Here is a 23510-nt window from a genome sequence, read left to right on the forward strand (position 1 = left end):
CGTTGACTTTTGGCACGCTGTTGAGTTCTCAAGGAACGGACGCTTCCTTCGGATTCCCTCTCGGGTTTCCTCCGGGCGCTTCCCTTCGGTGTGTCCACTACGTTAACGGATTTCCCCGGAAGCTCCTAATCGAGCTTCTGGAGTCTGTTTTCGGCGTGCCGAAAGCGACCCCAGGTTGGGGTATGTCGTAGGTAGTGAGTTTGCCGCTTGCAGGAGGTGTTCTCACTGGACTCTGAGGTCTCGGTGACTGGCCGTCCCGTTTCAAGCGGCTCGACCTACATTAGGCCCCGGCCCCACCTCCGTCAAGTCAGCTCCTGCGGCGCCTCGGCTGGTGTGGCCGGTATGGGCTCACTGTCGGGTCGTCAGCGATCCAGAAGCGCCAGGGGTGGTGGGCTCCCTCGCCGCCGACACCGGTGCGCGGGCCGCTCTTGATCGCGCTCTCGTCGGCAGGGTCACCAGCGAAGACGCTGAGCGGCGCGGTGTCGTCGGGGGTGCACAGGTCGGTGCCGTTGAGGGTGCGGTCGACGTCGAGGGCTGTCGCCAGGCGGGCCGGGCCCTTGGCCAGTTCTGTGTCCTTGCGGGCCTTCGGGCGGCGCCTGCGGGCCTGCTCCTGACCCCTGCGGATCTCGCCGCCGCGCAGCAGGACACCGCTCGCGTGCCCCTCGGGGCCGCAGACCAGGTTGAGGCTCCACCACATCCCGTAGATGAAGTACACGTAGGCGTGGCCGGGAGGGCCGAACATCGAGGCGTTCCGTTCCGTACGGCCCCGGTACGCGTGGGAGCCGGGGTCCGCCTCGCCCGCGTACGCCTCGACCTCGGTGATGCGCAGCTCCACCGGCCCCTCATCCGTCGTACGGACGAGCACCTGTCCGAGCAGCTCGGGTGCGACATCCAGGACGGGACGGTCGAAGAAGGCACGCGGGAGCGGTACGAGGGTGGCGCTGGTGTCCGGGGGGCTGTCTCCGCCTGCGATCATGCCGTCCGAGCGTACTGGAGCGCGCCGAGCGGACCGATCGGGTCCGGCCCCGGAGGAACCGGGGAGCCGTCCGGGGCGTACCTAGTCGTAACGAATCGGCCGGGGCGGTTCGCGTCCCGACGTGGGGAGGAATGAGATGGGCTTCAAGAAGCTGTTCGCGAGCGTGGGCATGGGTGGCGCCTCCGTGGACACGGTGCTGCACGAGCCGAACGCGGTGCCCGGTGGTGTCATCCAGGGCGAGGTGCGGATCGAGGGCGGCTCCGTCGCGCAGGAGATCCAGGGGCTGTCCGTGGGTCTCCAGGCGAAGGTCGAGGTGGAGACCAACGACGGCGAGATGAAGCAGAACATCGAGTTCGCGCGGCAGAAGCTCGGCGACGCGATCACCCTCCAGGCGGGGGCGCAGCACGCGGTGCCGTTCAGCTTCGAGGTGCCGTGGGAGACGCCGGTCACGGACGTGGACGGGCAGCACCTGGCCGGGATGAACCTGGGGCTGACGACCGAGCTGGCCATCGCGCGCGCCGTCGACTCGACCGACCTGGACCCGGTGAGCGTCCACCCGCTGCCCGCGCAGCAGGCGATCCTCGACGCGTTCATCCAGCTCGGCTTCCGCTTCAAGTCCGCGGACATGGAGAAGGGCCGCATCCGGGGCACCCGGCAGCAGCTCCCCTTCTACCAGGAGATCGAGTTCTTCGCGCCGCAGCAGTACCGGGGGCTGAAGCAGGTCGAGCTGTCCTTCGTCGCGGACTCGCGCGGGATGGACGTCGTGCTGGAGATGGACAAGAAGCCGGGCCTCTTCACCGAGGGCAGCGACTCGTACCGCGCGTTCAAGGTGGACTTCGCGAGCTACCAGCAGACGGACTGGAACGCCTACCTGAACCAGTGGCTGTCCGAGGTGGGCGGCAAGCGCAACTGGTTCTAGCCGAGCTAGCCGAGGAGGACGGTGAGCGGCGTCTCCCGGACGGCCCAGAAGCCGACGGCCGCGGTGAAGACCCCGGCCGCGGCGTCGGCCTCCTGGGGCGCCGCCTCCTCGAAGGCCGACCAGTTCGTCACGAGGACGAGATAGCCGCGCGTCTCACCCCACCAGGAGAGGTCGGTGAGGACGTCGGCGAGGGCGTCCCAGTTGCGGCCGAAGTAGTCGGGAAGCTCCAGGCCGCCGGCGCAGCGGTCCATGAAGTCGGCCTTGGTCGTGACGCCCGCCAGGTCGACCACGGCGTCGACCCATCCGGCGGCGTCGGCCTGCATCAGGGCGTCGGGGCCGACCGAGGGCAGCTTGTAGACGCCGGGTGGCACAGTGCCGTCGAAGAGGCCGGGCAGGTCGTCCTGGGGCAGTTCGGGCAGTTCCACGGGGCTGGTCATGGGTCGCACCACCGCTTCGGAGTCTCGTCGTGGTCAGTCTCGGGGCATGGGGCAGGGGTGGATGAGCGCGTGCCGACGCACTTGGACATGGTGGCAAAGACCGGCGTTCACGCTCGTTAGGCTGGCCGGTACAGCGATTTTCGCGCGATGAGGAGGATCCGACGTGACGGACCAGCAGCGGCGCCCACTCCCCCATGCTTACCACCCTCCGGTGCCGTCGTTCCGGGTGACGAGCGACGATCTTCAGGACGGTGGCCCCCTGGGTTCCGCGCAGGTGTACGCCGAGGGGAACACCTCGCCCCAGCTGCGCTGGGAGGGCTTCCCGCCGGAGACCAAGAGCTTCGCGGTCACCTGCTTCGACCCCGACGCGCCGACCGGGAGCGGCTTCTGGCACTGGTCGGTCATCGACATCCCCGCGCACGTGACCGAGCTGCCGGTGGGCGCGGGCACGGGCGACATGAAGGGCCTCCCCGAGGGCGCCGTCCATGTGCGGAACGACTACGGGACGCGTGATTTCGGCGGCGCCGCCCCGCCGCCCGGGGACGGGGACCACCGCTATGTCTTCACGGTCTACGCGGTCGAGAGCGAGAAGCTCGGCCCCGACGCGGACGCCTCGCCCGCCGTGGTGGGCTTCAATCTGCGGTTCAAGGCGATCGGCCGCGGCCAGCTGATCGGTGAGTACGGGATTCCCGCCGGGGACTGACCCACCGCTCCTTCCTTTCCGTACTCCTTTCCGTACGTCCATAAATCCGTTGCGCCGCGCGTCCCGCGCGGCGCACTGTTTCTTCTGGGCAGTCGGTACCGCGCGCACCACCGCGACGGGGGCGGCTGGCGCTCGTGTCTGCGCCTGTCGCCTGCCGGAGTTCGGCCGGGGGCTGGATGACCGCGCCGACTGCCTGCGTTCTTCCGTGTTCCCCATGATTCTCCGCGATTCCCCGTACCGTTCCCGCTTCCGCCATCTCCCGTACAGCGTAGGGAAATTGCGTTGTCGACCTGCGAGGACACCGGCACAGTGGAGCCACCCGCCGCCGGGGCGGGCCGGTGAGTGGGAGGTGGACGGGATGCGGGAGACTCTGGTCCTCAACGCGAGCTTCGAGCCGTTGTCGACGGTGACGCTGCGGCGCGCTGTCGTGCTGGTCATGCAGGACAAGGCCGTCGTCGAGCAGTCGCACCCCGGCCTCCGTGTGCGCGCAGCGCATCTGGAGCTTCCGGTGCCGCAGGTGATCAGGCTCTGCCGGTACGTCAGAGTGCCCTTCCGACAACGGGCGCCGTGGTCGCGGCGCGGGGTCCTGGTGCGGGACCAGCACCGGTGCGCGTACTGCGGGCGCCGGGCGACCACGGTGGACCACGTCGTTCCCCGGTCGCGCGGCGGCGGGGACACCTGGCTGAACACGGTCGCGGCCTGTGCGACGGACAATCACCGCAAGGCCGACCGGACGCCGGGGCAGGCGGGGATGGCGCTGCTGCGGAAGCCGTTCGAGCCGACGCCCGCCGACGCGCTGCTCCTGGCGCTGGGGCTCAAGGAGGGCGAGTCGCTGCCGGAGTGGCTGACGGTGCCGTCGGCGGTGCCCGCCTCCGCCTGAGCGACGGGAGCCTAGGGAGACCGGGCGTCAGCGGAGCACGAGCTGCATGATGGCGACGAGACCGACGGCTACGATGACGCCCCGCAGGACTCCGGGGGCCAGCTTGCGACCTATACGGGCGCCGAGCTGGCCCCCGAGTGCTGAGCCGACGGCGATGAGGACGACGACCTGCCAGTCGAACTCGGCGACGAAGAGGAAGAAGACCGCCGCGACGCCGTTCACGACCGCGCTCAGCACGTTCTTCACGGCGTTGAGGCGCTGCAGGTCGTCGTTGAGCAGGGGCCCCATGAAGCCGAGGTAGATGATGCCCTGGGCCGCGCCGAAGTAGCCGCCGTAGACGCTGGAGCAGAGGATGCCCGCCTGGAGGGGCAGGCCGCCGTGGGGGTGGCCCTCGGTGCCGTTGCGCTCGCGGCGGGCCTGGACGGCGCGGGCGAGGCGGGGCTGCAGGACGACGAGGACCAGGGCGATCGCGACGAGCACCGGGACGATCATGTCGAAGGCGCTGGACGGCAGGGTGGTGAGGAGGATCGCGCCGCCGAGCCCGCCGAGGAGCGCGACGGTACAGAGGCGCAGGACGCGCTGGCGCTGGCCGCGGAGCTCGGCGCGGTAGCCGATGGCTCCGCTGATCGAACCGGGCACCAGGCCCAGCGAGTTGGAGACGTTCGCGGTGACCGGGGAGAGGCCCGTGGCGAGGAGCACCGGGAAGGTGATCAGCGTGCCGGAGCCGACGACGGTGTTGATGGTGCCCGCGCCGATGCCTGCGGCGAAGACGGCCAGGGACTCCCAGATGGTCACGCGTAACCCCTCGGGTTGATCGATGTCAGTGACACCGATCATGCCCGAGGGGTCAAGGGGGCAAGGTCAGGAGTCGAGCGGGGGCTGCTCGCGGGGCGACTTGGTGATGCCGGGCGTCGCGGGCGTACCCGGCGCCTGGGGCTTGCCGCCGCTGTCGCCGCCGCCGGGGCGGAAGCCGTCGAGGGCGCCGCCGAGGCCCTTGAGCGCGTCGCCGATCTCGCTGGGGACGATCCAGAGCTTGTTGGCGTCGCCCTCGGCGATCTTCGGGAGCATCTGGAGGTACTGGTACGAGAGCAGCTTCTGGTCCGGGTCACCGGCGTGGATGGACTCGAAGACCGTACGAATCGCCTGGGCCTCACCCTCGGCGCGGAGCGCGGCGGAGCGCGACTCACCCTCGGCGCGGAGGATCGCGGACTGCTTCTCACCCTCTGCGGTGAGGATCTGCGACTGGCGGACACCCTCGGCCTGAAGGATCGCGGCGCGCTTGTCACGGTCGGCGCGCATCTGCTTCTCCATCGAGTCCTGGATGGAGGTCGGCGGCTCGATGGCCTTCAGCTCGACGCGGTTGACGCGGATGCCCCACTTGCCGGTGGCCTCGTCGAGGACGCCGCGCAGCGCCGCGTTGATCTCCTCGCGGGAGGTCAGGGTGCGCTCCAGGTCCATGCCGCCGATGATGTTGCGGAGCGTGGTGACGGTGAGCTGCTCGATCGCCTGGATGTAGCTCGCGACCTCGTACGTCGCGGCGCGGGCGTCGGTCACCTGGTAGTAGATGACGGTGTCGATGTTCACGACCAGGTTGTCCTGGGTGATCACCGGCTGCGGGGGGAACGGGACGACCTGCTCGCGGAGGTCCACACGGTTGCGGACGGTGTCGATGAACGGCACCACGATGTTCAGGCCGGCGTTCAGGGTGCGCGTATAGCGGCCGAACCGCTCCACGATGGCGGCGCTCGCCTGCGGGATGACCTGGATCGTCTTGATGAGTGCGATGAAGACAAGCACCACCAGGATGATCAGGACGATGATGATGGCGTCCATCGCCGTTGCCCCCTGCATTCCTCATATGACGCGGCGTCAAAAGTTGCTGATCGTACGGTTGCTGTGCGCTATCACATCACGACAGCGGTGGCCCCGTCGATCTCGACGACGTCCACCTGACTACCGGCTTCGTAGCTCTCGTCCGCGTCGAGCGAGCGGGCCGACCAGACCTCTCCCGCGAGCTTGATACGGCCGCCGTGACCATCGACCTTTTCCAGTACGAGTGCCTGCCGTCCCTTGAGCGCCTCGACGCCGCTGGTGAGCTCGGGCCGTTCGGCACGCATCCGGCGGGCTACGGGGCGCACGACGAGGATCAGCGCGGTGGAGACGATGGCGAAGACGACGACCTGCGCGACGGGCCCCCCGCCCAGCCCGGCCGTGACGGCGCCCGCGACGGCCCCGACGGCGAGCATGCCGAATTCCGGCATGGCGGTGAGCACGAGCGGGATTCCCAGCGCTGCGGCGGCGACCAGCCACCAGACCCAAGCGTCCACACCGCCATGGTAGGCGTGCGATCAGCGCAGCGGCAGGCCCTGTGCGGTCCAGCGGTCGCCGTTCATCTCCACGACCAGCGGGAGGCCGAAGCAGAGGGAGAGATTACGGGAGGTCAGCTCGGTCTCAAGGGGCCCCGCTGCCAGCACCTGTCCCTGGCGCAGCATGAGGACGTGGGTGAAGCCGGGCGCGATCTCCTCGACATGGTGCGTGACCATGAGCATCGAGGGGGCGTACGGGTCGCGCGCGAGCCGTCCGAGACGGCGCACGAGGTCCTCGCGCCCGCCGAGGTCGAGCCCGGCGGCGGGCTCGTCGAGGAGCAGCAGCTCGGGGTCGGTCATCATGGCGCGGGCGATCATGGTCCGCTTCCGCTCGCCCTCGGAGAGGGTGCCGAACTTCCGCTCCAGGAGGTCGTTCATGCCGAGGCGGTCGAGGAAGGCGAGGGCGCGCTCCTCGTCGATCTTCTCGTAGCTCTCCTGCCAGTGCGCGGTCATCCCGTACGCCGCGGTGAGCACGGTCTCCAGGACGGTCTGGCGCTTGGGCAGCTTGTCGGCCATCGCGATGCTGGCCATGCCGACGCGGGGGCGCAGGTCGAAGACGTCGACGGAACCGAGCCGTTCGCCGAGGATCGTGGCGGTGCCGGAGCTCGGGAAGAGGTACGTCGAGGCGATGTTGAGCAGAGTGGTCTTGCCCGCTCCGTTCGGGCCGAGGATGACCCAGCGCTCGCCCTCCTTCACGGACCAGGAGACGTCGTCCACCAGAGCACGTCCGTCGCGGACCACGGATACGTCCACCAGCTCCAGTACTTCGCTCATGAGCGCGTTGTCTCCTATTGCAGTCGCGATGTGGTGCCTGTGGGCACATTCCCCAGGGAAAACCTACGCCACCGTGTCCGACGTACGTTCCCTAGGCTTGGTTCATGCTCATGGAACCTCGATCCGGGCGGCTGGCCGCCTGGGGCAACGCGCTGATCGCCGGTCTTGTCTCCCCCGACGAGGCGGCCGAGCGGATCACAGGGGACGACGCCCGGCACCGCGTGGTGACGCCGGGCTCGCAGGAGGGCCCGGCGGGGCTGACGCTGGCGCTGGGGCAGCTGCGCGCGCGGGGCGCTTCGAGCCTGCTGGTGGCGCTGCCCGCGCCGGGGCACCCGCTGGGGCTGAGCGGCCCGCCGGAGTTCAACGCCCACGCGCTGGAGGCCGGTGAGGCGGTGGTCGTGCGGGGCGCCGGAGTGGGGCTCGTGCCGGTGGTGAGCGAGGCGGGCCCCGAGGGCGAGGGCGTGGCTCCGGAGGACACGCACGTGGAGGTCCTCTGGGAGTGCCTGCCCGTACGGGAGGCGCCGCCCGCCGACGTGCCGTCGCTGGGCGAGGCCGAGCGGGAGCTGGCCGAGGCGATGCGGGACGCGACGGAGCTGCTGACGCGGCTGGACGTGTCCGGTTCGGGGCCGGTGGCCGACGCGGCGCTGGAGGCGTACCGGGCGCGGATGGAGGCGGGGCGGCAGCTGCTGGCGCCGGGCTATCCGCCGCGCGCCGTACGGGTGCTCGAACTGGCGCAGCGGGTGGGTGCGCTGGTCTCGATCGCGTACGGGGACGGCGGTGACGGGCGGTCGCACGGCGGCGCGGTCAGCGCCTCGGAGATCGCGGCGCGCGCGGAGGCGCTGCGGCCGGTCGAGCGGACGGCTCGGCGGGCGCAGGTCGCGGCGTACAACGCGTACGCGGAGGAGACGGAGCGGCGGCGGGACGCCGAGCGGCCCTGAGGGCACGGGTGCGGTGGGACAGACGACAGGCCCCGTGGACCGTGCGGTCCGCGGGGCCTGTCGTTTCCCTGGAGGGGACGCAGATCAGACGTTCTGCGCGTGGTTCCCGAAGGCGGAATTGAGCACTCCAACGACGTTGACGGAGTTGCCCGAGAAGTTCACCGGGACGTGGACGGGGGCCTGGGCTGAGTTGCCCGAGCCCACACCCGGCGAGTGGTGCGCACCGCCGTTGGCGGCGGCTCCTCCGGTGGCGAACGCTGAGCCAGTGGCAGCACCGGTGGCGACGCCCGCGGCGGCGATCACGAGTGCGGCCTTCTTGGCAGTGTTCATGGGGTGGTCCTCCTGGAGTTCGCGGCCCCACGAGGGGGTCGCACGCTGAGAAACGGCTGGGCCGAGGCGGACGGCACGGTCCGGGCGCGTCATCCGCTCGTTCGGCCCAATCGGCGGATCAACGTCAGTGGTTGACGCTGCCGTTGGCGAAGGCGGGGTTGAGGATGCCGACGATCGAGGCGGTGTTGCCCGTCGCGTTCACCGGAACGTGGACGGGGAGCTGCGCCTGGTTCCCCGAACCGACGCCGGGCGACTTGGTGGCGACACCGTTGGCGGTCGCTCCCCCGTGCGCGGCGGCGGCGCCGGCACCCGCGGCGAGCACGCCACCGGCGGCCATCGTCACCGCCGCTGCCCTCTTCAGGTTCTTCACTGTCTTGACCCTCCTTGCGAGTGGCCGCGGCCAGCCGCCGCGGCACGCCATGGAGAACGGGTCACGGTCAGTGAGGATGCGCTGTCGAGAAGACGACCACACGACAGTATGAATCTCAGCCTGTCACTCCGTGACGCACCGCCCACAGGGCCGCCTGGGTGCGGTCCGAGAGATCGAGCTTCATCAGAATGTTCGACACATGGGTCTTCACGGTCTTCTCGGAGAGGACCAGGGCGCGGGCGATCTCGCGGTTGGAGCGGCCGTCGGCGATGAGGCCGAGGACCTCGCGCTCGCGTTCGGTGAGCGCCGGGCCGCGCCCGGCGCTGCCGTACGCGTCGTCCTCGGAGAGCAGGGCGCCCGCGACCTCCGGCTGCAGCAGCACGTGGCCCGCGTGGACGGAGCGGATGGCTCCGGCGAGCGCCTCGGGGTCGACGTCCTTGTAGACGTACCCGGCGGCACCCGCGCGCAGGGCCGGGACGACGGTGCGCTGCTCGGTGAAGCTGGTGACGACCAGGACGCGGGCCGGGTTGCCGCACTCGCGGAGCCTGCGCAGTGCCTCGATGCCGTCGGTGCCCGGCATCTTGACGTCCATGAGGACGACGTCGGGGCGCAGCTCCTCGGCGCGGGCCACTCCCTCCTCGCCGTCGGCCGCCTCGCCGACGACCTCGATGTCGTCCTGCACTTCCAGGAACGTGCGCAGTCCGCGCCGTACGACCTGGTGGTCGTCGACGAGCAGCACGCGGATCGGGTCAGCCACCGGGCACCTCCATTTCGACTGCGGTGCCCTTGCCGGGCTCCGACTGGACGGTCAGCGTGCCGCCGACGCCGTTGGCCCGGTCCCGCATGGAGACCAGGCCGAGGTGGCGGCCCGCGCTGCGGACGGCGCCGGGGTCGAAGCCGGTGCCGTCGTCGGTCACGGTGAGGACGGCCCCGGGTCCGCGGCGTACGAGTGCGACGTCGACGCGGGAGGCCCCGGCGTGCCGGAGCGCGTTGTGCAGGGCCTCCTGGGCGACGCGGAGCAGGGCCTCCTCCTGGGCCGCGGGCAGCGCGCGTACGCCCTCGCAGGTGAAGGTGACGGCGGCGGAGTGGGCGCGGTCGAGGACACCCGCCTGGGTGCGCAGGGTGGCGACGAGACCGTCCTCGTCCAGCCCCGTGGGGCGCATCTCGACGACGGCGGCGCGCAGCTCGTCGGCGGCCTCGGCGGAGAGGCGGGCGATCTCGTGCAGCTCGGCCTTGGCGCGGGCCGGGTCGCGGTCGACGAGGGCCGTGGCGGCCTGCGCGGTGAGGCGGAGCGAGAAGAGCTTCTGGGCGACGGCGTCGTGCAGCTCGTGGCCGATACGGGCGCGCTCACCGGCGATGGTCAGCTCGCGGCTGCGCTCGTAGAGCCGCGCGTTGGTCAGGGCGATGGCCGCGTGCTGGGCGAGGAGGCGCAGCAGCTCCTCGTCGTCCTCGGTGAAGGCGCAGGTGCCCTTGCGGTTGGTGGGGGTCTCGCCGGGGGCGCAGCGCTTGTTGGCGAGGAAGAGGGCGCCGAGGACCTCCTCGCCGTCGGCGATCGGCATGCCCAGGAAGTCCGACATGTCGGGGTGGGCCTTGGGCCAGCCGCCGAAACGGGGGTCCGTACGGACGTCGGCGAGGCGCTGGGGCGTGGCGTCCTGGAGCATCGCGGCGAGGATGCCGTGCTGGCGGGGCAGCGGGCCGATGGCCTTCCACTGCCGGTCGCTGACGCCCGCGACGACGAACTGGGCGAAGCCGCCGTGGTCGTCGGGCACGCCCAGGGCCGCGTACTCGGCGTCGAGCAGCTCGCGCGCCGAGGCGACGATCGTCTGGAGGACCTCGCGCACGTCGAGCTGCCTGTTCATGGCGAGCAGGGCTGCGCTGACGGCGGCGAGTCCGGAACGGGGGACCATGCCGATCACCGTACCGGCGGGGTCCCCCGGGGGTATCGGGCAGCGGCCGTGCGGGAGGCGGGGCCCTGGTCCTAGGGCCGGGGACCTAGGGGGCTTCTGATGGATCTCCGTGGAGCAAGGAGAGGCGTCCGGTGCGTGCGATCGCAAGGCGCCGGGATGGCCTCGTAGCGGAGCTACTAGGCCATTTCGGCAACGCCGCGAGCGTGCGTGCCGGACGCCTCGACGCCGCGGAGATCCATCAGAAGCCCCCTAGGGGCCTCTTAAGAGGGCCGTGTGTGAGCCCCGGCACAGGACGGACGTCACATACGGGGGTGCTTAGTGGACGCGGGGCGTGCTCGCGCGGGGTGGGCGACGGCTGAGGGTGCTGGGACGGCGTACGGCCACGAAGCGGGGTAGTAATCGGGACCTTTGCCCCTTTCTTCACCCGCCGCTAAGAATGGCCCGCGCTGCCGCGGGCCGGTCCGCGGCTTCCCCCGTCGAAAGAGGTTCCCCTCCGCATGTCCGCTCCCCAGGGCTCCGAGCCGTCCGAGCCGCAGCACCGCAGGCCCCGTCGCTTCACGCGGCTCCAGAAGATCTCCGCGGCGACGGGCGTCGCCGCCGTGGGCGCCACGGTGCTGGCCGCCGGGCTCGGCTCCGGCCAGGACAGCGGCAAGGTGCAGGTCGCCGGCGGGGACCTCGACGTGACGCCGGTGGCATGGCAGACCGTGCGGCACAGCCCGGAGGCGCAGCGCGCGAGCGTGACCCGGCAGTCGGAGCTGGCGGGCGCGCGCGAGCGGGCCGAGACCAGGAAGGCGGAGGCCCGGAAGAAGGCCGAGGCCGCGAAGAAGAAGGCGGAGGCGGACGCCCGTAAGGCCAGGGCCGCCGCGGAGAAGCGGAAGGCGGAGGCCGCGCGGGCCGCGAAGGCGAAGGCACAGGCAGCGGCCGAGCGGGCCCGGAAGAACGCCGCGAGCCGCTCGGCGCAGCGCCCGGCCGCGCCCTCCGGTTCGCCGCAGCAGATCGCGAAGCAGATCATCGGGGACGACGCGCAGTTCCAGTGCTTCTCGCAGATCGTCGAGCGCGAGAGCGGGTGGCGCGTGAACGCGCAGAACGCCGGCAGCGGGGCGTACGGGCTCGTCCAGGCGCTGCCGGGCACCAAGATGGCGTCGGCGGGCGCAGACTGGCGCACCAACCCGGCCACCCAGATCAAGTGGGGCCTGGGCTACATGAAGTCCACGTACGGCAGCCCGTGCGGCGCGTGGTCGTTCTGGCAGGCCAACAACTGGTACTGATCCCCTACGTGAAATGGGCGGCACCCCCGGTCCGGGGGTGCCGCCCATTTCACGTACGTACGCGCTACTTGCGCATGACCTCCGGCTCGTGGCGCCGCAGCAGGCGGGCCACGACGAAGCCGCAGGCGATGCCCATGGCGAGCAGGACGAACATGTCGAGCGCCCAGATGCCCGTGGAGTTCTCCCACAGCGGGTCGAGGTCCGTGGGGTTGTCGCGGTCCCACGGCGGCATCGTGTGCGAGAGGTCGAGCGTGGCGCCCGCCGCGCCGACGGCCCAGCGCGAGGGCATCAGCCAGGCGAGCTGCTCGACGCCGAGCTTGCCGTAGATCTGGAACAGCACGCCGGTGAACACGACCTGGACGATCGCGAACATCACCAGCAGCGGCATCGTCTTCTCGGCCGTCTTCACGAGCGAGGAGATGATCAGGCCGAACATCATCGAGGTGAAGCCCAGGGCGATGACCGACAGGCAGACCTCGACGGCGGGCGGCAGGACCAGGCCCTCGTCGGGCAGCTTGCGCGGCGTGAGGCCGATGGCGCAGATGATGCCGCCCTGCACGGCGGTGACGAGCCCGAGGACGATGACCTTCGACATCAGGTACGCGGACCGGGACAGGCCGGTCGCGCGTTCCCGTTCGTAGATCACCCGCTCCTTGATCAACTCACGGACGGAGTTGGCCGCTCCGGAGAAGCACATGCCGACCGCGAGGATCAGCATGATCGTGCCCGCCGCCGAGTTGGAGAGCTTCGGGTTCGGGTTCGGCGCGAGTCCGTGCTCCGCGGGGATCACGGTGCTCACGACGCCCAGCACCGCCGGGAGGATCAGCATCAGCGCCATGAAGCCCTTGTCGGACGCGATCACCGAGACGTATCTCCGGATGAGCGTCCAGAGCTGGGAGCCCCAGCTCTGCGGCTTCTGCATGTGCGCGGACGGGCCCTGCACCTGCTGGGCCTGCGGGGCGACGGAGTCGAGGTCCGCCGCGTACATCTGGTAGTGCTGCGAGCCCTGCCAGCGGCCCATCCAGTCGTAGTCGCGGTAGTTCTCGAAGGCGGAGAAGACGTCGGCCCAGGTGTCGTAGCCGAAGAAGTTCAGCGCTTCCTCGGGCGGGCCGAAGTAGGCCACGCCGCCGCCCGGCGCCATCACCAGGAGCTTGTCGCACAGCTGCAGCTCGGCCACGGAGTGGGTGACGACGAGGACCGTACGGCCGTCGTCGGCCAGGCCGCGCAGGAGCTGCATGACGTCGCGGTCCATGCCCGGGTCGAGGCCCGAGGTGGGCTCGTCCAGGAAGATCAGTGACGGCTTGGTCAGCAGCTCCAGGGCGACCGAGACGCGCTTGCGCTGTCCGCCGGAGAGCGAGGTGATCTTTTTGGTCGCGTGGATGTCGAGCTTGAGCTCGGCGAGGACCTCCTCGACGCGCGCGTTGCGCTCGGCGTCCGCGACGTCGCCGGGGAAGCGGAGCTTGGCGGCGAGCCGCAGCGCGGTCCTGACCTTCAGCTCCTTGTGCAGGATGTCGTCCTGCGGAACGAGACCGATGCGCTGCCGGAGCTCGGCGAAGTGCTGGTAGAGGTTCCTGTTGTCGTACAGGACCTCGCCGACGTCGGCCGGGCGGTAGCCGGTCAGGGCCCGCAGCAGCGTGGACTTGCCGGAACCGGAGGGGCCGATGACGCCGATCAGCGACTTCTCGGGGACACCGAAGGTGACGTTGTTGAGGATCACCTTGCCGCCGTCGACCTTCACGGTCAGATGGCGGGCCGAGAAGGAGACCTCACCGGTGTCGATGAACTCCTCAAGGCGGTCGCCGACCAGCCGGAACGTCGAGTGGCCGACGCCGACCGTGTCCTGCGGCGTGATGACGGCCGAGCCCGCCTTGGGCAGCGGCTGACCGTTGACGTACGTGCCGTTGTGGCTGCCGAGGTCGTGGATCTCGGCGCGGCCGTCGGGCGAGGCGCGGAACTCCGCGTGGTGCCGCGAGACCTGGAGGTCGGAGACGACCAGGTCGTTCTCCAGCGCACGGCCGATCTGCATGACGCGGCCGAGCGCGACCTGGTGGAACGTCGTCGGGCTGCGGTCGCCGCCGGGAGCGCCGGTGGCGCCCATCGGGCCCGGGCCCTGGCCCTGACCCTGGCCCTGGCCGGGCATGCCCTGCTGCGGCGGGCGCTGCTGCGGCGAGCCCTGCTGGGCGTACTGCGCCTGCGGGGCCTGCTGCGCCTGAGGCGCCTGCTGCTGCGCCTGCGGCGGTACGTGCGGTGCCTGCTGCTGCCAGCCGGGCTGCTGGTGCTGCGGCGGCTGCTGAGGCTGGCCCTGCTGCTGCCAGCCGGGACCCGGCTGGGCCGGGGGCGCCGGCTGCGGCGGTGCCGCCTGGGCCGCGCCCTGGCGGGCCTCCGGGGCCACCGTCTGAGCGCTGTACATGTTGTCCGCGGCGGTCGAGACGGGCGCCCCCGCGCCGCCCTCCCCGGAGAAGTTCAGCTGCGGACCGTCCGTGGCGTTGCCCAGGTGGACCGTCATGCCGGGGCCCACTTCCAGCTGCTGAAGCCGCCGCCCCTGCACATAGGTGCCGTTCGTGCTGCCGTGGTCCTCTATGACCCAGCTACGCCCTCCCCAGCGCACCGTGGCGTGCCGCCAGGAGACCCTGGCGTCTTCGATCGCCACGTCGCCCTGCGGATCGCGACCGAGCGTGTACGCCCTGGACGGGTCCAGCGTCCAGGTCTGTCCGTTCAATTCCAGTACGAGTTCCGGCACTCCATGCCCCACAAAGTTGTCCCCCGAGGTACCCCCTGCGGAAAGGGAGTCTAGGGATGGCGAACATCGTGGGGAACTATTTCAGGCTTGGCCGCTCAACAGGAAGCCGACCCGGAAGAAGAGCCCTGTCAAGCCCCGTTGACCGGGGCGATACCGGCTCGGACAGTAGAAGTACCCATGGATCCGCTCTGATCACGACTGATGCGGACAACTGGGCTACGCGCTGGAGCCGCCATGCCCACGGTCGCACGTACGAGCCGGACGGTCGCCCCCGCCCCCCGGAGCCTCCCGGTCACCGAGATCCTCCTCACGTCCCTCGCGGCCGTCGGCTGGTCGCTGCTCGGCATGGCCGGTGTCGCGGCGCTCGGGCTGCACCTGCTGGACGTCGACGCGACGGGTTCGCTGGGCGCGCTCACGGCCGCCGCGGTCGCGCTGGCGGTCGGCGGCTCCGTCGTCCCCGACGGTGACGTGCGCGTCTTCGGCCTCAAGGGCGCGGAGGCGAACGCCGCGCTCGACGTGATGCCGCTGGGCGTGACGCTGGCGGGGGCGCTCCTGCTGGCGCTCGTCTTCCTGCGGGGGTTGCGCGCGGCCCGCGTGCGCGGTCCGCTGCGCCGGGGCGAGCTGGTGGCCCGTACGGGCACGGCGCTGGCCCTGTTCACCGTCTCCCTCGGGGCGCTGGCCTGGGCCGGGCGCTCGACCGTGACCATCGACGGGTCCGCGCTGGGGGCCGAGGCGCTCAAGGGCAAGGTCAAGGACGAGCTGGGCGGCGGGGCGCTCGGGGACATCGGCGGCGGCTTCCTCGACCGCGTCGGCGACCTGGCCAAGGCGAAGGCGGACGTCGGCTTCCGCGTCGAGCTGGTGCCGACGGTGCTGACGGGCGCGTGCTGGGCGGCCGGGGTGCTGCTGATCGCGCTGGTCTCCTCGCGGTTCACGCCGCTGCCGCCGGGCCGGTTCTGGGACGCCGTGCACCGTACGGTCCGGCCGGCGGCCTCGGCGTTCACGCAGGTCGCGCTGGTCACGGTGGTCGCCGGGCTGGCCGCCGCCGCGTACGCGGCCGTGGGCGACGCGCACCCGAAGCGCGTGGTGGGCGCCGCGCTCGTGGGCGCGCCGAACGGGACGTGGACGGGCATGCCGCTCGGCCTCTTCGTCGCCTGGAGCGGCCACTCCTCGGGCGCCATGTCGCGGATGCTGCCCGATCCGCTCGACGACGTGATGCGGCGGGCCGACGGCGGCGGGGTGACCGTCCGCGACCTCGCCGAGCTGGACGGACGGGTGTGGCTGATGGCCGTCGCCACCGTGCTGGCGATGCTGACGGCGGGGGTGCTGACGGCCGCGCGCACGCCCCGCAGGGGCGCCCGTGCGCTGCCGTTCGCGGTGCGCTGCGGGCTGCGCCTCGGGATCGTGACGGGGCTGGCCTGGCCGCTGCTGGTGTGGCTGACCGGCCTCTCCGCGAACGCGGGGCTCTCGGTGCTCGGCGTCGACGCCTACGGCGCGGGGATCGAGATGCGGGGCAGCGTCCCGGAGGCGCTGCTGCTGGGCTGCGCCTGGGGCGCGCTCGCCGGGTTCACCGGCGCGCTGCTGGCCTGCGCGACGGGGGCGGCGGGACGGCACGCCTCGGCGTACGCGCTGGGGCCCGGGATCGCGGCGGGGCGCGAGGGGAGTACGTACGACGCGTCGCGCACGTATCCCTCGATCGCGTACGAACGCGGACCGTACCGGCCACCGGCGGGACCGCCCGGGACCGACGAGGGATGGGCGAACCCGTACAAGCACGGCGCCGGGGGGCGCGGGGAGGGCGGGCGCGGGGCGGGAGGCGCCGGTCCGTACTCCCAGCCGACCGTCGACGGGGAGACGCTGGGCCCCCGCGTGCGGCCCGAGCCCCCGCCGCCCGGGCCGCCGCCGCCCGGCTCGGACCGCGGACGGCGCGGGGGCGGTCCGGCGGGCGGAGGGCCGGGCGGCAGGGGCCCTGAGGGCGGGGGCAGGGGCCCGGAGGGCGGCGGCCGCCGCTGAGGTCCCTCGGACGGCGCCCCGCAGCTCACGTGCGGGTTGCGCGGGGGTGGAGCTGGGGTTGAGACGAGGTGCGGGGGGAGTGCGGGACAGCGCCCCCCGAGGAGCCGCACGCCCCGCAGCCGCTACTGTGAGAGAACCATGAGCGCACCTCTCGCCCCGCCACCTTCGTACGCCGAGACGCCGACGCTCCTCGTCAAGATCTTCGGCAAGGACCAGCCCGGCATCACGGCCGGACTCTTCGACACCCTCGCCGCCTTCGCGGTGGAGGTCGTCGACATCGAGCAGCTCGTCACCCGAGGAAGGATCACGCTCTGCGCGCTGGTCACCTCGCCGCACGACGGCACCGCGACGGAGGGTGAGCTCCGTGCGACCGTCCACAGCTGGGCCGAGTCCATGCGGCTGGAGGCCGAGATCATCTCCGGCACGGGCGACAACCGCCCGCGCGGCACCGGCCGTTCGCACGTGACCGTGCTGGGCCACCCCCTGACCGCGGAGTCGACGGCGGCCATAGCGGCCAGCATCACCTCGACCGGCGGGAACATCGACCGTATCTTCCGGCTCGCCAAGTACCCCGTGCTGGCCGTCGAGTTCGACGTCTCCGGCGCGGAGACGGCGCCGCTGCGCACCTCGCTGGCGCTGGAGGCGGTCAAGTACGGCGTGGACGTCGCCGTCGTCGCCTCCGGGCTGCAGCGCCGGGCGCAGCGCCTGGTCGTCATGGACGTGGACTCGACGCTGATCCAGGACGAGGTGATCGAGCTGTTCGCCGCCCACGCGGGCTGCGAGGCCGAGGTCGCCGAGGTGACCGCGCGGGCGATGCGCGGCGAGCTGGACTTCGAGCAGTCGCTGCACGCGCGCGTCGAACTCCTCGGCGGGCTCGACGCGTCGGTGGTGGACAAGGTGCGCAAGGAGGTGCGGCTCACTCCGGGGGCGCGCACGCTCGTACGTACGCTCAAGCGGCTCGGATTCCAGGTCGGCGTCGTCTCCGGCGGCTTCACCCAGGTCACCGACGCGCTCCAGGACGAGCTAGGCCTGGACTTCGCCTCCGCCAACACCCTGGAGATCGTGGACGGCAAGCTCACCGGCCGCGTCACGGGCGAGATCGTGGACCGCGCGGGCAAGGCGCGGCTGCTGCGCCGCTTCGCCACCGAGGCGGGGGTGCCGCTGGCGCAGACCGTCGCGATCGGCGACGGGGCCAACGACCTGGACATGCTCAACGCCGCGGGTCTCGGCGTGGCCTTCAACGCGAAGCCCGTGGTCCGCGAGGCCGCGCACACCGCCGTCAACGTGCCCTTCCTGGACACCGTGCTCTATCTGCTCGGCATCACGCGCGAGGAGGTCGAGGCGGCCGACGGCGAGGAGGAGATCCTCGGCGACGACCGCCTCGGAGGAGACAGCGGAGACGGCGGAGTCAGCTGACCGGAGCCGACGGGCTGGCAGAGCCGACGGGCTGGCAGAGCCGACGGGCTGGCGGGGCTAGCGGGGCGTCCAGAAGTCCGTCAGCTCGGCGGTGCCGGGCTCAAGGGATTTCCAGGGCCCGCTGAAGCGGAGCACAGCGATCGCCGCCGTGGGGAAACCGCGGGCGAGCCGCGTCAGCGCGTCCTCGTCGCCCCGGCCCGCGAGGACGTCGGCCACGCCCTGCATGCCGGGGTTGTGGCCGATCACCAGCAAGTCCCGCACCTCGTCCGGCGCTTCGTTGATCACCTCGATGATCTGGCCGGGCGGCGCCTCGTACAACCGGTCCTCGTAGACCGTCCGGGGGCGCTTGGGGAGCTGGTGGACGGCGAGCTTCCAGGTCTCGCGGGTCCGGGTCGCGGTCGAGCAGAGGGTCAGTTGCGGATTGATGCCGTGTTCGGCGAGCCATTCGCCTGCTGCCGGGGCGTCCTGACGGCCTCGCTCGGCGAGGGGCCGCTCATGGTCCGCCACCTGGGGCCAGTCAGCCTTGGCGTGCCGGAGAAGGACGATATTGCGGGGCACATCGACGCTCATGCTCCCCAGCTTCGCACGAAACGCGCCGCCGGGCGCGGGGTGTTGGGACGGCTCCCCGGCACGGGTGAGGAGCGATGACGCTCAGCGACGTCACCCCGGCAGCGCGTCCCTGAGCTGCTCCAGCACCGTGACGAAGAGGGAGCCGCCGGGCTGTTCCGCCGCGTTCGCCTCTCCCCCGCCGACGAGGAGCACCAGGAGCGCGACGAAGGCGGCGGCGGGCAGCAGCACGGCCCACCACGGCAGCCGCGTCTGCACACCGCCGGGCGCCGTGCTGCCGGGGCGGTGGGGGGTGGCTGCGGTGGTGTGCGCGGGGGCCGTCATGGGGCTCGCCTCCGTCTGTCTCCGTCGATCTTCATCGTCTGCTTCGACGGTACGGAAACGGGGCGGGCCTTCCCATCGGGTGACCCACCCACTTACCCCTGACCCCAACCCCCTAGGGGATGGTGGGGCTAGCACCACCCCGGGAACCCCGGGCAGGGATCACGGCACGGAGATCACGGCGCGGCGATGCTGGCGATCACGCCGATGACGACGGTGACGGCCATCATCGCGCCGAAGATCAGGAGGAGCTTCTTCTGCGGCTTGGGCGGATTCGGTTCGAGCACTGGCATGTCAGCCAGTGTCGCACTCAGCGCCCGTCCTCGATGACCCGGTCCCTGCCCGCGAGGACGCCCATCACCATCTGCCCCAGCATCAGGCCGGTCATCAGCAGCAGCGGCACCTTCCAGCCGCCGCTGGCGTCGTGCAGGGCGCCGACCAGGAGGGGGCCGGGGATCGAGATCAGATAGCCGGTGCTCTGCGCGAAGGCGGAGAGCTTGACGACGCCCGCGCTGGAGCGCGAGCGCATCCCGATCATCGTGAGCGCCAGCGGGAACGCGCAGTTGGAGATGCCCAGCACCAGCGCCCAGACCCAGGCGCCCGCCTGCGGCGCGAACCACAGGCCCGCGTAGCCGATCAGGCCGCACACGCCGAGCGCGAGGACGAGCGGGCCCTGGTGCCGCATCCGCGCCGCCATCTTCGGCAGTACGAAGGAGAGGGGCACGCCCATGCCCATGACCACGGCGAGCATCAGCCCGGCCATCGAGGCGGAGACGCCCGCGTCCCGGAAGATCTGCGGCAGCCAGCCCATGGTGATGTACGCGGCGGACGCCTGGAGGCCGAAGAAGACGCCGAGGGACCACGCGGTGGGCGACTTCACCATCCGTACGGGCGCTTCGTTACCTGCGCTCCCGTGGGTCGCCTCGGTGCGGGCCTCGCCCTCCTCGGTCTCCTCCGGCACCGCCTCCGCCGCGGCGTCCGGCTCCGGGGCGCGGGCCGCGCGGTCCTTGAAGATCAGGACCCACGGCACGATCGCGACGACGCCGAGCACGGCCCAGGCGCCGATCCCCACGCGCCAACTGCCGCCCAGCGCGTCGGTCATGGGCACCGTGAGCGCGGCGGCACCGGCGGTGCCGAGCGCGAGCGCCATCGAGTAGAGGCCCGTCATCGAGCCGACGCGGTCGGGGAACCAGTGCTTGACGATCACCGGCATCAGCACGTTGCTCACCGCGATGCCCGCGAGGGCGAGCGCGGTGGCGGCGAGGAAGGTGACCGTCCCGTTGGCGAACGGGCGCAGCGCGAGGCCGACGGTGATCGCCACCATTCCGGCGAGCACGACGGCGGCGGGGCCGCGGCGGCGGGCCAGCCGGGGGGCGAGGCCGCCGAAGACCGCGAAGCAGAGCGGGGGCACGGAGGTGAGCAGGCCCGCCACGGTCCCGTTCATCCCGAGGCCCTTGCGCACCTCCTCCAGCAGCGGGCCGAGGCCGGATATCGCGGGGCGGAGGTTGAGCGCGGCGACGACGAGTCCGACGACGACCACCCGGAGCAGCCAGGGCGAGAAGCCTCCGGGCCCGGTGGGACGGGCGGTGGGACGGGCGGTGGGGGCGGGGCCCGGCCCGGGGTCGGAGGAGCGGAGAACCTTCGTCTTCACGTCGTCGTCTGCGGTTGCCATGGCGCCATCATAGAATCATGGGACGAATTCAGCCCAACGGTTTCTCGTCCACCGGGAGAACAGAGAGCCATGTCACTGCCCCCGCCCCAGCGCGCGGCACTCGCCGACCAGGTCATCGCCACGCTCCGCACCCAGATCTCCTCGGGCGCGTGGCCCGTCGGCAGCCGGATCCCGACCGAGCCCGAGCTGGTCGAGCAGCTCGGCGTCGCCCGTAACACGGTGCGGGAGGCCGTCCGCGCCCTCGCGCACAACGGGCTGCTGGACATCCGGCAGGGCTCGGGGACGTACGTCGTCGCGACGAGCGAGCTGGCGGGGGTGATGCAGCGCCGCTTCGAGAACGCCGACATGAAGCACGTCGCCGAGCTGCGCGACGCGCTGGAGACCGCCGGGGCCCGGCTCGCGGCGCGGCGGCGCACCGCGCGCGACCTGGACCAGCTCGACCTGCTGCTGGCCCGCCGCGAGGCGGCCTGGGAGACGGGGGATCCGGAGCGGTTCGTGAAGGCGGACCACAGCCTGCACATGGGCGTGGTCGCGGCCTCGCACAACGAGGTGCTGACCGCGGTCTACGCGGACCTCGGCGAGGTCCTGCGCACCTTCCTGCGCAAGGACGTCGGCGAGGAGCTGACGCCGGACGAGCACATGGACCACGCGCGGCTGATCGAGGCGATCCGCGAGGGCGACGCGGAAACGGCCGTACGGGAGGCCGCCTCGTACACGGCGGAGTGGGGCCAGGAGGCGATCGGCCCGGGGATCAGCGCGGAAAGCTGACCCACGCCTTGCGCACCTCCGCCCAGCAGCGGTCCGCGAGGCGGACGCTCTTGCCGGGGGCGAGCGTCACCGGTTCGCCGTCGACGTCGATGTCCCACCAGCGACGGCACTCGATGTGGAGCTGGACGCGCGCCGTACGCCCCGTCTCGTTGCGGCAGGCGACGCGTCCCGTGCTGCCGTCGATCTCCGCGCGGCAGGCGGGACGGGCGGTGGTGGTCGTCGTCTCTGCTTCGGCGTCGGTGAACGGGCTCAGGAGCCCCGTCACCAGCAACGCGCCCAGAACTGCGCAGGCCATGAGGTACGTACGCACCCACAGCACCTCCTCCGGAGGGCTCAACCCCCGTGCGGCGACCGCCGGTTGCGGCGGTGCCTCCGCAGTCCATGGTGCGCGGCGAAACGCCCGGGCCGCCCGACGGCTTCCGCCGTTCGAGCGACCCGGGCGCGTAATCCGTACGGGCTGTGAATCTCAGCCCTCAACTTAAGGAGCCTCAGGCCCCCATCATGTGGACGCCGCCGTCGACGTGGACGATCTCCCCCGTCGTCTTCGGGAAGAAGTCCGAGAGCAGGCCCACGACGCCGCGGCCCGCCGGGTCCGGGTCGGTGAGGTCCCAGCCGATCGGGGCGCGGTGGTTCCAGACGTCGGCCAGCTCCTCGAAGCCCGGGATGGACTTGGCGGCCATCGACTTGATGGGACCGGCCGAGACGAGGTTGCAGCGGACGTTCTTCGCGCCGAGGTCGCGGGCGAGGTAGCGGCTGGTGGACTCCAGCGCGGCCTTGGCCACGCCCATCCAGTCGTACTTCGGCCAGGCGATCTGCGCGTCGAAGGTGAGGCCGACGACCGAGCCGCCGCGCGGCATCAGCGGCATGCACGCCATGGTCAGCGACTTCAGCGAGTACGCCGAGACGTGCACGGCCGTGCCGACGTCCTCCCAGCTCGCCTCCAGGAAGTTGAAGGCGCCCTGCGGGCCGAAGGCGATCGAGTGCACGATGCCGTCGAGCTGCGCGTCGTCGCCCCAGTGCTCGCGGATGCGCTCGGGGAGCGCGTCCAGGTGCTCCTGGTTGGTGGCGTCCAGCTCGATGACCGGCACGGGCTTGGGCAGTCGCTTGGCGATGCGCTCCACGAGGCTGAGGCGGCCGAAGCCGGTCAGCAGCACCTCGGCGCCCTCCTCCTGCGCGACCTTCGCCGCGTGGAAGGCGATCGAACCGTCGGTGAGGACGCCCGTGACGAGGATCCGCTTGCCGGCGAGGATTCCGCTCATGTTCAGTGACCCATGCCCAATCCGCCGTCGACCGGGATGACGGCTCCAGTGATGTACGCGGCCTCGTCGGAGGCCAGGAAGCGGACCGAGGAGGCGATCTCCTCGGGCTCCGCGTAGCGGCCCGCGGGGATCTGCTTGATGAACTCCGCGCGCTGCTCCTCGGGGAGGGCGCGCGTCATGTCCGTGTCGACGAAGCCCGGTGCGACGACGTTGCAGGTGATGTTGCGCGAGCCCAGTTCGCGGGAGAGCGAGCGGGCGAAGCCGACGAGGCCCGCCTTGGACGCCGCGTAGTTGGCCTGTCCGGCCTGGCCCATCAGGCCGACGACCGAGGAGATCAGCACGATCCGGCCCTTACGGGCGCGCAGCATGCCGCGCGAGGCGCGCTTGACCATCCGGAAGCTGCCGGTGAGGTTGGTGTCGAGGACGGCGGTGAAGTCCTCCTCGGACATCCGCAGCAGGAGCTGGTCCTTGGTGATCCCCGCGTTGGCGACGAGGACCTCGACCGGGCCCTGCTTCTCCTCGACCTCTTTGTAGGCCCGCTCCACCTGCTCCGTGTCGGTGATGTCGCACTTGACGCCGAGCAGACCCTCGGGCGGCTCCCCGGAACGGTAGGTGACGGCGACGTTGTCGCCTCCCTCGGCGAAGGCCCGGGCGATGGCGAGGCCGATGCCGCGGTTGCCTCCGGTGACGAGCACTGAGCGGCTCAAGGTGTGACCACCCTCTCTGCTTCTGCGTTCACGGTGTCTCCCCTGGAGAACCTATCGGGCACCCGTCCTCTCCGGGCACTCGGCCATGGACAGGGGGCCGCGCGGGGTCCTGTCGGGTCTCTACAGAAATCCCGGGACGGGGCCGGGACGGGGAGGCCGCCGGAACGGCATGCTTCCCTCCA

Annotated in this window: 26 protein-coding genes; 8 read left to right on the forward strand and 18 right to left on the reverse strand. The window is 71.6% G+C overall.

Annotation, left to right across the window (positions count from 1 at the left end; all coding sequences use genetic code 11):
• Positions 1-307: 307 nt before the first annotated feature.
• Positions 308-976: a DNA-3-methyladenine glycosylase gene (locus ACGF3A_RS17755; RefSeq protein ID WP_393730755.1), complete on the reverse strand. Its 669-nt coding sequence runs from the start codon at positions 974-976 to the stop codon at positions 308-310.
• A 136-nt stretch (positions 977-1112) separates the two neighbouring features.
• Between ACGF3A_RS17755 and ACGF3A_RS17760 the strand changes: the two genes are divergently transcribed.
• Positions 1113-1895, forward strand: coding sequence for a sporulation protein (locus tag ACGF3A_RS17760; protein WP_393730757.1), 783 nt, complete (start codon positions 1113-1115; stop codon positions 1893-1895).
• Between the two features lie 5 nt (positions 1896-1900).
• On the opposite strand, the gene ACGF3A_RS17765 is transcribed toward ACGF3A_RS17760, so the two are convergent.
• On the reverse strand, positions 1901-2332 hold the full coding sequence (locus ACGF3A_RS17765; RefSeq protein WP_393730759.1) for a barstar family protein: 432 nt from the start codon (positions 2330-2332) through the stop codon (positions 1901-1903).
• 163 nt (positions 2333-2495) lie between these two features.
• Between ACGF3A_RS17765 and ACGF3A_RS17770 the strand changes: the two genes are divergently transcribed.
• The gene (locus ACGF3A_RS17770; RefSeq protein WP_393730761.1) at positions 2496-3035 is read left to right on the forward strand and encodes a YbhB/YbcL family Raf kinase inhibitor-like protein; all 540 of its coding nucleotides are present in this window, start codon (positions 2496-2498) and stop codon (positions 3033-3035) included.
• A 358-nt stretch (positions 3036-3393) separates the two neighbouring features.
• Entirely contained in the window at positions 3394-3915 is a 522-nt protein-coding gene (locus ACGF3A_RS17775) for an HNH endonuclease (protein ID WP_393730763.1), read from the forward strand.
• 27 nt (positions 3916-3942) lie between these two features.
• Here the strand turns inward: ACGF3A_RS17775 and ACGF3A_RS17780 are convergent, their stop codons facing one another.
• The 4 genes from ACGF3A_RS17780 to ACGF3A_RS17795 form a co-directional block, all read right to left on the reverse strand.
• A complete protein-coding gene (locus tag ACGF3A_RS17780; RefSeq protein WP_393730765.1) occupies positions 3943-4710 on the reverse strand; it encodes a sulfite exporter TauE/SafE family protein in 768 nt (255 codons plus the stop codon).
• 66 nt (positions 4711-4776) lie between these two features.
• A complete protein-coding gene (locus ACGF3A_RS17785) occupies positions 4777-5748 on the reverse strand; it encodes an SPFH domain-containing protein (RefSeq protein WP_393730767.1) in 972 nt (323 codons plus the stop codon).
• Positions 5749-5819: 71 nt separating this feature from the next.
• Positions 5820-6242: an NfeD family protein gene (locus ACGF3A_RS17790; RefSeq protein ID WP_393730769.1), complete on the reverse strand. Its 423-nt coding sequence runs from the start codon at positions 6240-6242 to the stop codon at positions 5820-5822.
• A 21-nt stretch (positions 6243-6263) separates the two neighbouring features.
• A complete protein-coding gene (locus ACGF3A_RS17795) occupies positions 6264-7055 on the reverse strand; it encodes an ABC transporter ATP-binding protein (protein ID WP_393730771.1) in 792 nt (263 codons plus the stop codon).
• Between the two features lie 104 nt (positions 7056-7159).
• Between ACGF3A_RS17795 and ACGF3A_RS17800 the strand changes: the two genes are divergently transcribed.
• Positions 7160-7993 carry a hypothetical protein gene (locus ACGF3A_RS17800; protein WP_393730773.1) on the forward strand — a complete coding sequence of 278 codons (834 nt, stop codon included), beginning with the start codon at positions 7160-7162 and terminating at the stop codon, positions 7991-7993.
• 84 nt (positions 7994-8077) lie between these two features.
• On the opposite strand, the gene ACGF3A_RS17805 is transcribed toward ACGF3A_RS17800, so the two are convergent.
• The 4 genes from ACGF3A_RS17805 to ACGF3A_RS17820 all read right to left on the reverse strand — a co-directional run bounded on the left by ACGF3A_RS17805 (position 8078) and on the right by ACGF3A_RS17820 (position 10600).
• Positions 8078-8323 carry a chaplin gene (locus ACGF3A_RS17805; protein ID WP_393730775.1) on the reverse strand — a complete coding sequence of 82 codons (246 nt, stop codon included), beginning with the start codon at positions 8321-8323 and terminating at the stop codon, positions 8078-8080.
• A 124-nt stretch (positions 8324-8447) separates the two neighbouring features.
• Entirely contained in the window at positions 8448-8693 is a 246-nt protein-coding gene (locus ACGF3A_RS17810; protein ID WP_393730777.1) for a chaplin, read from the reverse strand.
• Between the two features lie 115 nt (positions 8694-8808).
• The gene (locus ACGF3A_RS17815) at positions 8809-9450 is read right to left on the reverse strand and encodes a response regulator (protein WP_393730779.1); all 642 of its coding nucleotides are present in this window, start codon (positions 9448-9450) and stop codon (positions 8809-8811) included.
• On the reverse strand, positions 9443-10600 hold the full coding sequence (locus ACGF3A_RS17820; RefSeq protein WP_393730781.1) for a GAF domain-containing sensor histidine kinase: 1158 nt from the start codon (positions 10598-10600) through the stop codon (positions 9443-9445). Before ACGF3A_RS17820 ends, ACGF3A_RS17815 begins: the two co-directional genes overlap by 8 nt.
• A 497-nt stretch (positions 10601-11097) precedes the next feature.
• On the opposite strand from ACGF3A_RS17820, the gene ACGF3A_RS17825 reads away from it, so the two are divergent.
• Positions 11098-11868 (forward strand): transglycosylase SLT domain-containing protein, encoded by a 771-nt coding sequence (locus ACGF3A_RS17825; RefSeq protein WP_393730783.1) that lies wholly within the window; start codon positions 11098-11100, stop codon positions 11866-11868.
• A 64-nt stretch (positions 11869-11932) separates the two neighbouring features.
• On the opposite strand, the gene ACGF3A_RS17830 is transcribed toward ACGF3A_RS17825, so the two are convergent.
• Positions 11933-14608, reverse strand: coding sequence for an FHA domain-containing protein (locus tag ACGF3A_RS17830; RefSeq protein ID WP_393730785.1), 2676 nt, complete (start codon positions 14606-14608; stop codon positions 11933-11935).
• Positions 14609-14842: 234 nt separating this feature from the next.
• On the opposite strand from ACGF3A_RS17830, the gene ACGF3A_RS17835 reads away from it, so the two are divergent.
• Both ACGF3A_RS17835 and serB read left to right on the forward strand, forming a co-directional pair.
• Positions 14843-16618, forward strand: coding sequence for a streptophobe family protein (locus ACGF3A_RS17835; RefSeq protein WP_393730787.1), 1776 nt, complete (start codon positions 14843-14845; stop codon positions 16616-16618).
• A gap of 138 nt (positions 16619-16756) precedes the next feature.
• Positions 16757-18034 carry a phosphoserine phosphatase SerB gene (serB, locus tag ACGF3A_RS17840; RefSeq protein ID WP_393730789.1) on the forward strand — a complete coding sequence of 426 codons (1278 nt, stop codon included), beginning with the start codon at positions 16757-16759 and terminating at the stop codon, positions 18032-18034.
• A 57-nt stretch (positions 18035-18091) separates the two neighbouring features.
• Here serB and ACGF3A_RS17845 read toward each other — a convergent pair whose 3' ends face one another.
• From ACGF3A_RS17845 to ACGF3A_RS17860, 4 genes are all read right to left on the reverse strand, one after another.
• Entirely contained in the window at positions 18092-18604 is a 513-nt protein-coding gene (locus ACGF3A_RS17845) for a SixA phosphatase family protein (RefSeq protein ID WP_393730790.1), read from the reverse strand.
• A 90-nt stretch (positions 18605-18694) separates the two neighbouring features.
• Positions 18695-18925 (reverse strand): hypothetical protein, encoded by a 231-nt coding sequence (locus ACGF3A_RS17850; RefSeq protein WP_393730792.1) that lies wholly within the window; start codon positions 18923-18925, stop codon positions 18695-18697.
• Positions 18926-19098: 173 nt separating this feature from the next.
• A complete protein-coding gene (locus tag ACGF3A_RS17855) occupies positions 19099-19215 on the reverse strand; it encodes an SGM_5486 family transporter-associated protein (protein ID WP_344530045.1) in 117 nt (38 codons plus the stop codon).
• 17 nt (positions 19216-19232) lie between these two features.
• Entirely contained in the window at positions 19233-20594 is a 1362-nt protein-coding gene (locus tag ACGF3A_RS17860; protein ID WP_393730794.1) for a CynX/NimT family MFS transporter, read from the reverse strand.
• Between the two features lie 69 nt (positions 20595-20663).
• Between ACGF3A_RS17860 and ACGF3A_RS17865 the strand changes: the two genes are divergently transcribed.
• On the forward strand, positions 20664-21362 hold the full coding sequence (locus tag ACGF3A_RS17865) for a FadR/GntR family transcriptional regulator (RefSeq protein ID WP_393730795.1): 699 nt from the start codon (positions 20664-20666) through the stop codon (positions 21360-21362).
• Here the strand turns inward: ACGF3A_RS17865 and ACGF3A_RS17870 are convergent.
• From ACGF3A_RS17870 to fabG, 3 genes are all read right to left on the reverse strand, one after another.
• On the reverse strand, positions 21346-21672 hold the full coding sequence (locus ACGF3A_RS17870) for a hypothetical protein (protein ID WP_393730797.1): 327 nt from the start codon (positions 21670-21672) through the stop codon (positions 21346-21348). The two genes, ACGF3A_RS17865 and ACGF3A_RS17870, sit on opposite strands and share 17 nt — an antisense overlap.
• Positions 21673-21850: 178 nt before the next feature.
• On the reverse strand, positions 21851-22621 hold the full coding sequence (gene fabI / locus ACGF3A_RS17875) for an enoyl-ACP reductase FabI (protein WP_393730799.1): 771 nt from the start codon (positions 22619-22621) through the stop codon (positions 21851-21853).
• A 2-nt stretch (positions 22622-22623) separates the two neighbouring features.
• A complete protein-coding gene (fabG, locus tag ACGF3A_RS17880; RefSeq protein WP_393730801.1) occupies positions 22624-23328 on the reverse strand; it encodes a 3-oxoacyl-[acyl-carrier-protein] reductase in 705 nt (234 codons plus the stop codon).
• Positions 23329-23510 lie beyond the last annotated feature (182 nt).

The organism is Streptomyces sp. NPDC048172, from assembly GCF_043202595.1.
Taxonomy (GTDB): Bacteria; Actinomycetota; Actinomycetes; order Streptomycetales; family Streptomycetaceae; genus Streptomyces.